General features: G+C 33.4%; 15 protein-coding genes. 5 read left to right on the top strand and 10 right to left on the bottom strand.

The window, feature by feature from the left end; genetic code table 11:
• Positions 1-53 precede the first annotated feature (53 nt).
• Positions 54-1,370: a PDZ domain-containing protein gene (locus ACZ1JT_RS01475; protein WP_465094397.1), complete on the top strand. Its 1,317-nt coding sequence runs from the start codon at positions 54-56 to the stop codon at positions 1,368-1,370.
• A gap of 45 nt (positions 1,371-1,415) precedes the next feature.
• Here the strand turns inward: ACZ1JT_RS01475 and ACZ1JT_RS01470 are convergent, their stop codons facing one another.
• Positions 1,416-1,850, bottom strand: a complete 435-nt coding sequence (locus tag ACZ1JT_RS01470) for a DUF1573 domain-containing protein (protein WP_465094396.1) — start codon at positions 1,848-1,850, stop codon at positions 1,416-1,418.
• A 314-nt stretch (positions 1,851-2,164) separates the two neighbouring features.
• On the opposite strand from ACZ1JT_RS01470, the gene ACZ1JT_RS01465 reads away from it, so the two are divergent.
• On the top strand, positions 2,165-4,792 hold the full coding sequence (locus tag ACZ1JT_RS01465; RefSeq protein ID WP_465094395.1) for a valine--tRNA ligase: 2,628 nt from the start codon (positions 2,165-2,167) through the stop codon (positions 4,790-4,792).
• A gap of 46 nt (positions 4,793-4,838) precedes the next feature.
• On the opposite strand, the gene ACZ1JT_RS01460 is transcribed toward ACZ1JT_RS01465, so the two are convergent.
• The 7 genes from ACZ1JT_RS01460 to rsfS all read right to left on the bottom strand — a co-directional run bounded on the left by ACZ1JT_RS01460 (position 4,839) and on the right by rsfS (position 10,441).
• Complete coding sequence (locus ACZ1JT_RS01460) at positions 4,839-5,624, bottom strand: superoxide dismutase (protein ID WP_465094394.1); 786 nt, start codon at positions 5,622-5,624, stop codon at positions 4,839-4,841.
• 26 nt (positions 5,625-5,650) lie between these two features.
• Positions 5,651-5,935, bottom strand: a complete 285-nt coding sequence (locus ACZ1JT_RS01455; RefSeq protein ID WP_465094393.1) for an acyl-CoA-binding protein — start codon at positions 5,933-5,935, stop codon at positions 5,651-5,653.
• Entirely contained in the window at positions 5,935-6,597 is a 663-nt protein-coding gene (locus ACZ1JT_RS01450; protein ID WP_465094392.1) for a phosphatidylserine decarboxylase family protein, read from the bottom strand. Before ACZ1JT_RS01450 ends, ACZ1JT_RS01455 begins: the two co-directional genes overlap by 1 nt.
• A complete protein-coding gene (locus tag ACZ1JT_RS01445) occupies positions 6,578-7,399 on the bottom strand; it encodes a phosphatidate cytidylyltransferase (RefSeq protein ID WP_465094391.1) in 822 nt (273 codons plus the stop codon). Before ACZ1JT_RS01445 ends, ACZ1JT_RS01450 begins: the two co-directional genes overlap by 20 nt.
• A gap of 1 nt (position 7,400) precedes the next feature.
• On the bottom strand, positions 7,401-8,006 hold the full coding sequence (locus ACZ1JT_RS01440; RefSeq protein ID WP_465094390.1) for a lactate utilization protein B/C: 606 nt from the start codon (positions 8,004-8,006) through the stop codon (positions 7,401-7,403).
• Positions 8,007-8,119: 113 nt separating this feature from the next.
• Positions 8,120-10,057, bottom strand: coding sequence for an ATP-dependent zinc metalloprotease FtsH (gene ftsH / locus ACZ1JT_RS01435; RefSeq protein WP_465094389.1), 1,938 nt, complete (start codon positions 10,055-10,057; stop codon positions 8,120-8,122).
• Positions 10,058-10,069: 12 nt separating this feature from the next.
• Entirely contained in the window at positions 10,070-10,441 is a 372-nt protein-coding gene (rsfS, locus tag ACZ1JT_RS01430; protein ID WP_465094388.1) for a ribosome silencing factor, read from the bottom strand.
• A 95-nt stretch (positions 10,442-10,536) separates the two neighbouring features.
• Here rsfS and ACZ1JT_RS01425 point away from each other — a divergent pair, with 95 nt between their 5' ends.
• Both ACZ1JT_RS01425 and ACZ1JT_RS01420 read left to right on the top strand, forming a co-directional pair.
• Positions 10,537-11,268 (top strand): biotin--[acetyl-CoA-carboxylase] ligase, encoded by a 732-nt coding sequence (locus ACZ1JT_RS01425; protein ID WP_465094387.1) that lies wholly within the window; start codon positions 10,537-10,539, stop codon positions 11,266-11,268.
• 11 nt (positions 11,269-11,279) lie between these two features.
• Positions 11,280-11,642 carry a hypothetical protein gene (locus ACZ1JT_RS01420; protein WP_465094386.1) on the top strand — a complete coding sequence of 121 codons (363 nt, stop codon included), beginning with the start codon at positions 11,280-11,282 and terminating at the stop codon, positions 11,640-11,642.
• Between the two features lie 33 nt (positions 11,643-11,675).
• On the opposite strand, the gene ACZ1JT_RS01415 is transcribed toward ACZ1JT_RS01420, so the two are convergent.
• The gene (locus ACZ1JT_RS01415) at positions 11,676-12,068 is read right to left on the bottom strand and encodes an SRPBCC family protein (protein ID WP_465094385.1); all 393 of its coding nucleotides are present in this window, start codon (positions 12,066-12,068) and stop codon (positions 11,676-11,678) included.
• 27 nt (positions 12,069-12,095) lie between these two features.
• Positions 12,096-12,743 (bottom strand): orotate phosphoribosyltransferase, encoded by a 648-nt coding sequence (gene pyrE, locus ACZ1JT_RS01410; protein ID WP_465094384.1) that lies wholly within the window; start codon positions 12,741-12,743, stop codon positions 12,096-12,098.
• 7 nt (positions 12,744-12,750) lie between these two features.
• Between pyrE and ACZ1JT_RS01405 the strand changes: the two genes are divergently transcribed.
• Complete coding sequence (locus ACZ1JT_RS01405; protein WP_465094383.1) at positions 12,751-13,353, top strand: NUDIX hydrolase; 603 nt, start codon at positions 12,751-12,753, stop codon at positions 13,351-13,353.
• The last annotated feature ends 8 nt before the right edge of the window (positions 13,354-13,361 follow it).

Below are 13,361 nucleotides of genomic sequence, written 5' to 3'. Positions count from 1 at the left end.
AAAATATATTGGATTTACATATAAAATGTAGTAATTTTCAGAAAAATAACAGTATGAAAATAGGGTACTTTATTTATTTTTTGTTTTTTTCCTTTTTTGCTATCGCGCAAGATGGATTTCAATGGGAATCCAATCGTGATAAAATTGTTATACCCTTTACTTTCGTAGATAATCTTATTATTATTCCGATGGAGCTTAACAATGTTAAGCTTAATATGTTGTTAGACTCGGGTTCTGAGCCATCATTGCTTTTTAGCTTTCCTGAAAACGATTCAATAAATCTCTATAATACTAGAAAAATAAAAATTTCTGGATTAGGTAATGAAGAAATGGCTGAAGGTATATTTTCAGAAGGTAATTATGCTGGAATTGATGGTTATGTTGATAGAAAATTTCCAATTTTGATTATAATAGATGAAAAACTCAATTTCTCATCTCGAATTGGTATTCCGGTAAATGGAATTTTGGGATATTCATTTTTTAAAAACCACGTACTTGATATTGATTATAGTAGAAAAAAAATTACTCTCTATAAAGATCATGATGTGTTGAAAAAACAAAAGATGTCAACTTATGAACGGTTTCCAATATCAATTGTTAATGATAGGCCTTATTTGGATGTTGAAACCAAGTTAGATGAAAAGGAATATAATTTAAAGTTATTAATTGATACAGGTTTGGGCGATGGTTTATGGCTTTTTGAAAATGATACAATTAAATGTAATTCCAAATTTTTTAATGATGTTTTAGGCGAGGGTGTTGGAGGAACTGTGCTTGGAAAAAAATCAAGACTAGATGAGATTAAATTTTCGAAATTTAAATTTAAAGAACCTTTGGTTTCTTATCCAGACACAGCTTCATACAAACAGCTACAACTGATAAGCAATAGAAATGGTTCTATAGGAGGTGAAATTCTTAAACGATTTCGTATTTTTTTCGATTTTAGAGGGAGTCAATTGTTTTTGAAGAAAAACAATTATTATAATGATCCTTTTAATTACAATATGAGTGGTTTGATGTTAGTTCATTCTGGAGTAGAATGGGTTAGGGAAGAGGTAAATCGTGATGCGTCTTCTAAAAATGAGATTAATGTTAATGATATTGTTTTCGAAAACAGTAAATTACGCTATAAGTTTACCTTAAAACCAGTATACGAAATTGCAACAATACGGAAAGATTCACCTTCAGAAAAAGCAGGATTAATGGTTGGTGATAAGGTTTTAAAAATCAACGGAAAAAACACTGGGAATTATACCAAACAGAAAATAGACGATATGCTACAATCCGAGGAGGGTAAAACAATAGAGTTGGAAATTGAACGAAAAGGAGTTAAAAAGAAATTTTCATTTCAACTTCAAAAATTACTATAATAAAAAAGTCCGCTACTAGCGGACTTTTTTTATTTGTTCATTGGTTTACGATTGCGGACCAACTTTTGCTTTTTGAAGCACATTTTTTTCTTCCTTAACGATAACTTCACCTTTAATACGTATAGCAATTTTTCCTCCTTCAACATTTACTGCGTTAGATTCTACAGTAATGGTTTTAGAAATTTTACCCGGATTCATATTGTATTTTACATCAATTTTCCCTGTTTTTCCAGGCATAATTGGTTCAGTTGGTTTAGAAGGCACAGTACATCCACAAGTAGATTGTACATTAGTAATAATTAAAGGCGCATCACCAGTATTGGTAAATTCAAAAGTTCTGATTCCGTTATCCGAATCTTTAGTTACAGTACCATAATCTATAGTGTTATCCTTTGCCTTGAACTCAATTTTAGGTCCGCTTTGCGCATAAGAAGCAACACCGAAAGCTAAAATGGCTACTAATCCTAATAATTTTTTCATTTCAATACGTTTTAATTGTTAATTGTAAAATTACATTGTTTTAATAAACGAACAAATATTTTAACGCTCTTTTTTTATTTGCTCAGTTATAACTATTTTTGCAGATATATTTACAAAAAGTGTACCAAAAACTATTTCATATCAATCTTTTTTTGGAGCGAGTCAACGGTTTTCGCCTGTAATCTTCGTTCCCGCTGTTCGCACTACGAGGTAGTTTGCTTCCATCGGGGCTAGGCAATACACGTCAAGCACTTTTGTAATCTTAATAAAGTTTAAAAACAATTAAACTTTTCAACATTTAAACATAAAAACTAATGATACCAGCTCAATTTGATGCCAAACTAGTAGAAAAAAAATGGTACGATTACTGGATGGAAAATAAGTATTTTCATTCTAAACCAGACCATAGAACACCATATACCATTGTAATTCCGCCGCCAAATGTTACCGGAGTTTTGCATATGGGACACATGCTTAATAACACCATTCAAGATGTATTAATTCGACGTGCGCGTTTAAAAGGATTTAACGCCTGTTGGGTACCAGGAACCGATCATGCATCTATTGCTACAGAGGCAAAAGTAGTTGCTAAATTGAAAAGCGAGGGTATCAATAAAAACGATTTGTCTCGTGACGAATTTTTAAAGCACGCTTGGGATTGGACCGAAAAATACGGCGGAACAATTTTAGAACAGCTTAAGCAATTGGGGTGTTCATGCGATTGGGATCGTACTAAATTTACAATGGACCCCGATATGTCGGCTTCTGTAATTCGTTCGTTCGTTGATTTGTATAACAAAGGAATGATATATCGTGGTTACCGTATGGTAAACTGGGATCCTGAAGCTAAAACAACTTTGTCTGATGAAGAAGTTATTTACGAAGAGCGTCAAGGTAAATTGTACCATTTAAAATACCAAATTGAAGGTTCGAATGAGTTTGTAACTATTGCAACCACGCGTCCTGAAACCATTTTAGGGGATACTGCTATTTGTATTCATCCAGAAGACGAACGTTATTTTCATTTGAAAGGAAAAAAAGCCATTGTACCTATTTGCAATCGCGTTATTCCAATCATTTTTGACGAATATGTAGATAGAGAATTTGGTACGGGATGTTTAAAGGTAACGCCAGCCCACGATGTCAATGATAAAACATTAGGCGAAAAACACAATCTTGAAATTATCGATATTTTCAATGAAGACGCTACCTTAAATTCATTTGGCTTGCATTACGAGGGTAAAGATCGTTTTGTAGTTCGTGAAGAAATTTCTAAAGAACTTGAATCAATAGGAGCATTAGCTAAAGTTGAAAATCATATTAATAATGTAGGTACATCCGAAAGAACCAAAGCTGTAATCGAACCAAGATTATCCGATCAATGGTTTTTGAAAATGGAAGAGCTTGTAAAACCTGCTATTAAAGCTGTTTTAGAGTCGGATGAAATTAAATTATACCCGAGTCGCTTTAATAATACCTACGCTCATTGGTTAAATAATATTCGCGATTGGAATATTTCGCGCCAGTTATGGTGGGGACAACAAATTCCAGCGTATTATTTTGGTGATGGTAAAGAAGATTTTGTAGTTGCTGAAACTATTAACGAAGCGCTTGAACTTGCAAAAGCAAGAACGTCTAACACTGCATTAACTACTGCCGATTTGCGTCAGGATGCCGATGCCTTAGATACTTGGTTTTCGTCATGGTTATGGCCAATGGCTGTTTTTGGGGGTATTATGAATCCTGAGAATGAGGATTTTAAATATTATTATCCAACAAACGACCTAGTTACAGGACCGGATATTTTATTCTTCTGGGTAGCGCGTATGATTATCGCCGGATACGAATATGCCGATGCGAAACCGTTCTCTAATGTTTATTTGACAGGCTTGGTTCGTGATAAACAAGGACGAAAAATGTCGAAATCGTTGGGTAATTCACCGGAACCATTAGGTTTAATCGAAAAATTTGGTGCAGATGGAGTTCGTGTTGGATTGCTTTTAAGTGCTTCTGCAGGAAATGATATTTTATTCGATGAAGAATTATGTAATCAAGGAAAAGCATTTGCTAACAAGATTTGGAATGCATTCCGACTAATAAAAGGTTGGGAAGTTGCCGATATTGCACAGCCAGAATCTTCACGAGTTGCTATAGAATGGTATGAAGCTAAACTGCAACAAACGTTAGTAGAAATTGAAGATAATTTTGATAAATACAGATTGTCTGATGCGTTGATGTCGATTTACAAATTGGTATGGGATGATTTCTGTTCTTGGTTCTTAGAAATGATTAAACCAGGATACCAACAACCAATTGATCGCGTAACATTTAATAAAGCCATCGAAATGTTAGAGTCTAACTTAAAATTGATACACCCTTTCATGCCTTTCTTAACAGAAGAGATTTGGCAACATATTGCAAACAGAACGCCTGAAGAAGCTTTAATTGTTGCAAAATGGCCGGAGGTGAAAAGTTACAACAAACAATTGATTGCAGACTTTGATTTTGCTACCGATGTAATTTCAAGAATACGTACTATTAGAAAAGACAAAAACATTTCGTTTAAAGATACTATCGAATTGAAAGTAGTGAACAATGAAAAAGCCTCCACTCATTTTGATACGGTAATCATGAAACTGGGTAATGTTGTTGATATGGTTTACGTTTCAGAAAAAGTAGATGGTGCTTTATCCTATCGTGTGAAATCAAACGAATATTTTATTCCAATTTCAGGTAATATTGATGTAGATGCCGAAATAACTAAACTAACGGATGAGTTGAATTACACCAAAGGTTTCTTAAAATCGGTTCAAGCTAAATTATCTAATGAGAAATTTGTAGCTGGAGCTCCAGAACAAGTTATCGCAAACGAACGTAAAAAAGAAGCTGATGCTCTTGCTAAAATTGCAACTATAGAGCAGAGTTTAATGAGTTTGAAATAAATAATGAAATAAAAAATCCCAAGTTATGCTTGGGATTTTTTTTGTTTTAATTTAAAGGAAGATGTTTTACGGCTTCCAGATATTTTTTCTCTACAGCTGTCCAATTCACAACATTAAAAAAAGACGAGATATATTCACCACGTCGGTTTTGATGTTTTAAATAATATGCATGTTCCCAAATGTCTAAAGCTAAAATTGGAGTTCCAGATATTGGCATATCAGGCATAATTGGATTATCTTGATTGGAAGTCGAGCCAATTAATAGTTTTCCTTTTTTATCAACAACCAACCAAGCCCATCCTGAGCCAAAATGTTTTCCAGCAGTATTTACAAATTCTTTTTTAAAAGCATCATACGAACCAAAGTCACGATTAATTGCAGCTTCTAAACTGTCTTTCGGTTGACCTCCAGCTTTTGGAGCCATTATTTCCCAATATAAGTTATGGTTGTAATAACCGCCAGCATTATTTCGAATATCTTCATTGTTGATATCCCCCGCTTTTAGTATTTGCTCCAAAGTCCATTTTTCTAAATCGGTTCCTTGAATGGCTTTGTTAAGATTGTTGCAATAGCTTAAATGGTGTTTCGAATAATGGATTTCCATTGTTTTTCCATCTATATATGGCTCAAGAGCATCATAAGCATAATTTAGTCCGCGCATTTTAAATTTACCTTTTTCGGCTTTAACTTCGGCAGGATTGCCATACACCGATTGTGTTTCTTGTGCTTCCGGTTCTGGAATTTGGACTACTTCTTCTAAATTATTTTTGTCGTGACAAGCAATAATTGAACTTAAAGTAAATGAAATAATGAAAAATTGAATAACTCTCATAGTATAAAATAAAAAACGAAATTATATTACAAATTTCGTTCTTTCATTAGGTTGTTTATAATCGTAATGTATTGTTTTTTTGCTTCTTCTGGAGACAATTGATTGACTTGCATCCAGGCATTTAATTTGAAAGCACTTCGAATGTTTTGTGAATCTTGTCGAAAAAAAAACTGTTCAGACATATTTGAAGTGGCTTGCTTGTACAGGCCATACAGTATCAACTGCAAATCTATCGGAACCGAAGATTGCGGTATCAATTGGGCGTTTTCAAAAGCCTCATCAAATAATGTATCTAAATCGTTCGAACTCATTATTTTTTCGTAGCGATAATTGTTTTATTTCCTACTGCTTTTTGATTGAGTTTTACATTAATTTCGGTACCTAAAGGTAAGAATAAATCAACTCTTGAACCAAATTTGATAAAACCCGCATCTGTTCCTTGAACCACTTGCATGCCTTCTTTAGCATAATTAACAATTCTACGTGCTAATGCACCTGCAATTTGTCTATAAAGAATTTCGCCAAAAGCACGATTTTCAATCACTACAGTTGTGCGTTCGTTTTCTTCACTAGCTTTTGGATGCCAAGCTACCAAGTATTTACCAGGATGATATTTGCTAAACTTTACTAATCCGTTTACAGCATAACGTGTAACGTGAACATTTATTGGCGACATAAAAATAGAAACCATTAAACGTTTGTCTTTGAAGTATTCAGGTTCGTAAACTTCTTCAATGACAACTACTTTACCATCAACAGGTGCAACTATTTGGTTGTCATTGGCAACAATACTTCGGTTAGGGTTTCTGAAAAACTGTAAAATCATTATCAAAAAGAACAACGTGATAATTTGTACAGCTTTTTGTAGCCAAAATATAGAAATAAACTCATCGGCTAAAAATATGATAGCTGTTGCAACTACCGTTGCTCCTAAAATAATTTTTGCGCCTTCTTTATGAAACTGTATGAACATAATTTAAAATTTGATAAAACAAATACAAAAATGGTATTACAAATATAACACTATCTAAACGATCTAAGATGCCTCCGTGTCCCGGCATTATTTTTCCACTGTCTTTAACTCCGGCAGTTCTTTTAAATTTTGATTCGATTAAATCGCCAATAGTGCCAAAGAATCCCACAAACAAACCGGTTATTACCCATATTACAGGAGAAAGAAAAGTGAAAAACATACTAAGTACATAACTTCCAATCATGGTAAATACCAATCCTCCAAGAAAGCCTTCTATGGTTTTTTTGGGTGAAATTCGTTCTAAAAGTTTGTGTTTACCCATCGATTTGCCAACGATATAAGCAAATGTGTCGTTTGTCCAAATTAAGATGAAGATGCCAATGATTATTTTCGGATTAAAATTCCCTTGTAAATAAGGCATTTTCATTAATAAAACGAATGGAAGTATGATGTAACCGAACAGTTTTACATATTTTGAAGATGAATCTCCTTTCGGTTTATATTTATGTTGAAACAAATCGACAATAAGCATAACTGAGACAAATAGGGTTGCCAATGTTAATAATAGGTCGGATGTAGAAGTATTGTTGGATTTAAAAAAAACAAAAACGATGTAACTAGTTAAGCTAAGTAGTATAGGAACTGAACTTTTAAGTTGGATTAATTTACAGAACTCAACCACACAAATTAGCATGAAAATACCAAATAGCAATGAAAAGCTGTATTCGGAATAAAGTGTTGCCGAAATCAGAAGTACAATATATACGATTCCTGATAAGGTTCTTGTGAGGCTTTCCTGCATGTTATAAATCTTCTAAAAGCAATAAATACAGATTCTTAGGGCAGCTTCCGTATTGAAGAAAATCTTCTTCTTTTGCTTTTTCGAAATATTTGAAAGTAGTAATATTAGTAGGATATTCTTTGTCGTATTTCTTTTTTATTTCACGAAGACCATCACTTTTGTTTCCAGTAATTTGACTTGTAGTCGCTAAAATCACAATATTATCTGGAAGTTCGTTTGGTTTAAAATGCTTTATCTGTTTCGAAGAAAATAAAATTGAACCTTCGTTTGCTATTAAGTTTTCACAAGATGCTAATAAAAATACCGGAGTTTTAGGATCGTTATGGTTAATCTTGTTTTCGTCTAATAAACTAAAAAGCTTTGGCTCAATGCACATGGCTTCTTGTTCGAACCAGTCGTTTTCTTCGAGTATGCTTTCAAAATTATCGTGAACTTCAGTTAAGTTTTCACAATACAGAAACTTTCCTCCGTTTCGTTTAAAATTGTAGGTAAAAAGTTCATCAGCCGGTAGAATAGGGTCGGGTAGATATGGACTTGTTTTGTCCTTTTCTTTATCTTCATTCGAATCTTCGGATGATGTACCAAAAAATTTTCTGAAAAGACTCATATATTTTATAAAATCTCGAAATTTCACACTTTGACAACAATCAAAGATAAAAAAATCTTAATTCAATAAGCAATCGAATTAAGATTTTTATAAACAATTATGTAATAAAATTGTTAGTTTTCTGTAACAGGTTCAATATCTGATTTTTCAAAAGGTCTTTTTCCGAAAATTGTTTCCAAATCATCTTTGAAAATAACCTCTTTTTCAATCAAAATATCAGCTAATTGCTCCAATTTGTCTTTGTTTTCATTCAAAATTTCAATGGCGCGCTTGTATTGATTTTCAATTAAATCTGAAATTTCTTTGTCAATTACTTTAGCTGTTTCTTCAGAATAAGGTTTTGAAAAGTTATAATCGGTTTGACCTGACGAATCATAATAAGTTATGTTTCCTAATTTATCATTTAAACCATAAACCGTAACCATTGCTCTGGCTTGTTTTGTTACTTTTTCTAAATCGCTTAATGCTCCAGTAGAAATTTTATTAAAAATAACTTTTTCGGCTGCACGACCACCCATAGTAGCACACATTTCATCGAGCATTTGCTCAGGGCGAACAATTAAGCGTTCTTCTGGTAAATACCAAGCTGCACCTAAACTTTGACCACGAGGTACAATTGTTACTTTTACCAAAGGTGCTGCATGCTCCAACATCCAACTTACCGTTGCATGTCCGGCTTCATGAATGGCAATTGCTCTTTTTTCTTCTGGTGTAACAATTTTGTTTTTCTTTTCTAAACCTCCAACAATACGGTCAACTGCATCTAAGAAATCTTGTTTTCCTACTGCTTTTTTGTTTTTTCTTGCGGCAATTAATGCAGCTTCATTACAAACGTTGGCAATATCGGCTCCTGAAAATCCAGGTGTTTGTTTTGCAAGAAAATCGGTATCTAAAGTTTCTTCTTTTTTCAGAGGTTTTAAATGCACCTCAAAAATTTCTTTTCGTTCACGAATATCTGGTAAGTCAACATAAATTTGTCTGTCGAAACGTCCAGCACGCATTAGGGCTTTGTCTAAAATGTCGGCACGGTTGGTAGCTGCTAATACAATTACATGTGTATTTGTTCCAAAACCATCCATTTCAGTTAAAAGCTGGTTTAACGTGTTTTCACGTTCATCATTTGAACCTGAGAAATTGTTTTTACCACGCGCACGACCAACAGCATCAATTTCGTCAATGAAAATAATGGCAGGTGATTTTTCTTTTGCTTGTTTGAATAAATCTCGAACTCGAGAGGCTCCAACACCTACAAACATCTCAACGAAATCAGATCCTGAAAGGGAAAAGAAAGGAACTTTTGCTTCACCAGCAACTGCTTTTGCTAATAATGTTTTTCCTGTTCCTGGAGGTCCAACCAATAAAGCACCTTTAGGAATTTTACCTCCTAATTCGGTATATTTTTCAGGGTTTTTCAAGAATTCTACAATCTCTTGAATTTCTTCTTTAGCGCCTTCTAATCCAGCAACATCTTTAAAAGTGACTTTTACGTCACTCTTTTCGTCGAATAATTTAGCTTTCGATTTTCCAATTGAAAAAATTTGTCCGCCTCCACCAGCACCACCGCTGTTAGACATACGTCGCATTAGATAAATCCAAAAACCTATAATTAGAATTAGTGGTAAATACGTTATTAAAATCTCTCCCCAATTGCTTTCGGGTTCAGAGGCATAATCGTTTAATTTACCTGCTTCACGAGCTTCTTCTAATTTCTTTTGAAAAAGTTCGCTGTTGGTTCCAATGTCTAAACTATAGTGAGGCCCAGTATTTTCTTTTTTAAGTAACGTTTCTTTCGGAACATCTTTATGTGTTTTGCTTTTTAAAGCTTCTTTTTTTAGATATACCTGCGCAGTAGTTTTGTTGAAAATAACTTTGTTTACTTGCGATGAATCTAAAAACTGATAGAATTTAGAAAGTGTTGTAGGTTTAACCTCTTGGAAATTTGCTCCACTGGAAACCAACTGAATGGTAATTAATATAAGTAATACAGCAACATAGATAATCCAAGGATTAAATTTGTTTTTCACTGAATTTGGTTTTTTATCTTTTGACATGAAATGTGCTAATTAATATTTGTTTTCAATTGAAGTAATGGATGCGTCACCCCATAACCCTTCAATATTGTAATATTCACGGATGTGTTTTTGAAATACGTGAACTACAATACTAACATAGTCCATAAGAACCCACTCGGCATTTTCGGTTCCTTCCACATGCCAAGGTTTGTCTTTTAATTCTTTAGATACTACTTTTTGAATGGAGTTAACAATTGCGTTAACTTGTGTATTGGATGTACCGTTGCAAACTACAAAATAATCACAAACGGTATTTTCTATTGCTCTTAAATCTAGAATGTCTATATCACTTCCTTTTACATCTTCAATTCCTTTGATGATATTTGCTAATAAATCATCGTTAATTATCTCCTTATTCGCCATTTATTATTTTTACGTTTTTTGCAAAGTTACCAATTTTTGTGATTATTTTTGACTACTTAACACAAGATTAAAACACTTAAAGGTAAACTTTTTTCATGAATATAATCAAACTCAGTGCCACTTCTTCTACAAATGATTTTCTTAAGCAATTGCTGATAAAACAGTTCGTGGAAAATTTGACTGTTGTAGTTGCTGATAATCAAACAGAAGGCCGTGGACAAATGGGGTCGAATTGGATTGTGGAAGAAGGTAAGAATCTTACATTTAGTGTTTTAGTAAAAGATTTGTTGTTGGATGTATCAGCCATTTTTCATCTGAATGTTGCCATTGCCGTTAGTATAGTGGAAGGGTTAAAAGAATTTGGAATTCCGGGTATGACAATTAAATGGCCAAACGACATTTTGGCAGAAAATAAAAAAATTGCCGGAATTTTAATCGAAAACAGCATCAAGAACGATGGTGAGATTTTTTCAATTGTTGGAATTGGCTTAAATGTGAATCAACAAAATTTTGATAATTTACCCAAAGCAGGATCTCTTCTTACAATTACTCATAAGGAATTTGATAAAGCGATTGTGTTGGATGCAATTCTTAAAAAAATGAAGCAAAATTTAGCATCCTTACGTAATCAAAATTTCTCTGGGTTTTGGAAGTTATATGATGAGATTTTATACAAAAAAGGAATTCCAATGCCTTTTGAAGATAAAGAAGAGCACAAGTTCATGGGAATTATTCAGGGCGTTACACAAACGGGGAAATTGCAGGTGCTGCTTGAAGATGATAGTATAAAAGAATTCGGAATTAAAGAGATTGCATTAATGTATTAATACTTGCATGTATGAGTAAGCTTATTTTAGAGTTGGAAGGAAAAAATTATCCTTTGTTAACCAGTACTTTTAATTCGTACAACCGAGGAACTGATTTAGAATCGTATCCAACAGATAATACCTTTACAGTTCAAATTAAAATTGCAAAAGTCGATAAGTCTTTAAATGATTGGTTTTACAATATTGCTGGGTTAACCAAAAATGGCCGAATTATTTTTATTAATGATGACGATCAACCGGTGTATGAACTTTGTTTTTTAGAAGCACAAACCTCCAGTATTAATGGAAATTTGAATGTAGCGCAGGGCGATTATGGAAACGATTTAATGGTGACACTAATTGCAGAAACTGTTTTCACTAATGTTTTACTTTAAATAAAAAAACCTCTCAAGCGAGAGGTTTTTATGTTATAGGTTATTCATATTACCCACCAAGGTTTCAATGAATTTACTAATAGGTCCTTTTATCATCATGGCCATCATTGGGTTAAACTCCCCATCAAATAACAATTGAACTTCCGATGTGTTTTGTGTTAACGATACAATATTTGCAGTTAATGTAAATGGAAGTTTATCACTTGCAGCGCCCAAAACTACTTTGTTAGGAGCTACCTTGTCTTTCATTTTTAATTTAATTTCAGGCATACCTTTTAGTCCGAAAACAAAAGCGTTTTCGTCTAAAACTTCAAATTTAGCAATGTTTTCCGGCATTAGTTTTTCAAAATTCTTAACATCGGTTAAGGCTGAAAATAAATATTCTGCTGGTTTCTCAACATTTACTTTTGGACTTTCTAAATTCATATTTTTAATTCTTATTATCTTGAATAATTATACTTCAACACCCCATGTAGAAGGATTACTACGCCATTCTTTTAATGTATCTAGTTCTTCTTCAGTAATATACTGTTTAGCAACGGCTTCTTCTAAAAGAGTGGTGTAATTGCCTAATGTGTATACTTCTAAATTGGCGTTTTTGAAATTTTCTGAAGCAATGTCAAAACCATAGGTAAAAATAGCTACCATTCCTTTAACGTTTGCTCCGGCTTCTCTTAACGCTTCTATAGCCTGAAGACTACTTTTACCGGTACTAATCAAATCTTCTACAACTACTACATTTTGTCCTTTTTGTAAAAAACCTTCCACCTGATTTTGACGACCGTGTTTTTTAGGTTCTGGTCTTACATAAACAAAGGGTAGTCCCATTATCTCTGCAACAAGCATACCAATTCCGATGGCTCCGGTGGCAACTCCTGCAATTACATCTGGTTTTCCAAATTGTTTTTCAATGTTCTTAGAAAATTCTTCACGAAGATAATTTCTAATTGGTGGAAATGAGAGTGTTATCCGATTATCACAATAAATTGGTGATTTCCATCCCGAAGCCCATGTAAAAGGATTTTTGGGATTTAATTTAATTGCGTTTATTTGTAAAAGCAATTCGGCAGTTTTTTTAGCTGTGTCTGTGTTAAAAATCATACTACAAATGTATAAAGTTTTTGTAAACGATAAACCACTTTTCCTGACAAATCAAATTGTCAAGGAAACCGATTTCCAACTATTTTTACTTGAAAGCGTTGATATCAAGCAGATTATTGTGAAAATGTTTCAGAATAAAATTGACAAAGCTTTTTTGTATTACCCAGATGAAAAGGAAATACTAACCAAACTCAAAGAAAAGATTCCTGCGGTTAAAGCGGGTGGGGGATTGGTGTATAATGATAATGGTGAGGTACTTTTTATTTTTAGAAATGGAAAGTGGGATTTGCCTAAAGGCGGCATTGAAAAAGGAGAAACTATTGAAGAAACTGCAATTCGTGAAGTAGAAGAAGAAACCGGTGTTGGCGGGTTAACCATAACACGTAAGCTTCAAAAAACGTATCATGTTTTTAAACGAAATGGTCGTTACAAACTTAAAGTTACACACTGGTTTGAAATGAAAAGTAGTTTTAAAGGTATTCCTCAAGGACAAGCCGAAGAAGGCATAGAAAAAGTAGTTTGGTTAGCACCAAATCAAATAAAGGAAGTTTTAGGCAACTCCTATGAAAATATTAAGTTATTGTTTGAAGAAGAAAAGCTCCTCGTTTAGAGGAGCTT

It is taken from the genome of Flavobacterium sp. IC2-16, from assembly GCF_055521455.1.
This window is presented reverse-complemented; position numbering and strand designations above follow the sequence as displayed.

What these genes read in the sequence shown, in the direction of transcription:
- ACZ1JT_RS01420 (WP_465094386.1), top strand. Translation starts at nt 11,280, where the DNA reads ATGAGTAAGCTTATTTTAGAGTTGGAAGGAAAAAATTATCCTTTGTTA.
- ACZ1JT_RS01445 (WP_465094391.1), bottom strand. Translation starts at nt 7,399, where the DNA reads ATGCAGGAAAGCCTCACAAGAACCTTATCAGGAATCGTATATATTGTA.
- pyrE (WP_465094384.1), bottom strand. Translation starts at nt 12,743, where the DNA reads ATGATTTTTAACACAGACACAGCTAAAAAAACTGCCGAATTGCTTTTA.
- ACZ1JT_RS01465 (WP_465094395.1), top strand. Translation starts at nt 2,165, where the DNA reads ATGATACCAGCTCAATTTGATGCCAAACTAGTAGAAAAAAAATGGTAC.
- ACZ1JT_RS01470 (WP_465094396.1), bottom strand. Translation starts at nt 1,850, where the DNA reads ATGAAAAAATTATTAGGATTAGTAGCCATTTTAGCTTTCGGTGTTGCT.
- ACZ1JT_RS01450 (WP_465094392.1), bottom strand. Translation starts at nt 6,597, where the DNA reads ATGTTCATACAGTTTCATAAAGAAGGCGCAAAAATTATTTTAGGAGCA.
- ftsH (WP_465094389.1), bottom strand. Translation starts at nt 10,057, where the DNA reads ATGTCAAAAGATAAAAAACCAAATTCAGTGAAAAACAAATTTAATCCT.
- ACZ1JT_RS01440 (WP_465094390.1), bottom strand. Translation starts at nt 8,006, where the DNA reads ATGAGTCTTTTCAGAAAATTTTTTGGTACATCATCCGAAGATTCGAAT.
- ACZ1JT_RS01415 (WP_465094385.1), bottom strand. Translation starts at nt 12,068, where the DNA reads ATGAATTTAGAAAGTCCAAAAGTAAATGTTGAGAAACCAGCAGAATAT.
- ACZ1JT_RS01425 (WP_465094387.1), top strand. Translation starts at nt 10,537, where the DNA reads ATGAATATAATCAAACTCAGTGCCACTTCTTCTACAAATGATTTTCTT.
- ACZ1JT_RS01455 (WP_465094393.1), bottom strand. Translation starts at nt 5,935, where the DNA reads ATGAGTTCGAACGATTTAGATACATTATTTGATGAGGCTTTTGAAAAC.
- rsfS (WP_465094388.1), bottom strand. Translation starts at nt 10,441, where the DNA reads ATGGCGAATAAGGAGATAATTAACGATGATTTATTAGCAAATATCATC.
- ACZ1JT_RS01405 (WP_465094383.1), top strand. Translation starts at nt 12,751, where the DNA reads ATGTATAAAGTTTTTGTAAACGATAAACCACTTTTCCTGACAAATCAA.
- ACZ1JT_RS01460 (WP_465094394.1), bottom strand. Translation starts at nt 5,624, where the DNA reads ATGAGAGTTATTCAATTTTTCATTATTTCATTTACTTTAAGTTCAATT.
- ACZ1JT_RS01475 (WP_465094397.1), top strand. Translation starts at nt 54, where the DNA reads ATGAAAATAGGGTACTTTATTTATTTTTTGTTTTTTTCCTTTTTTGCT.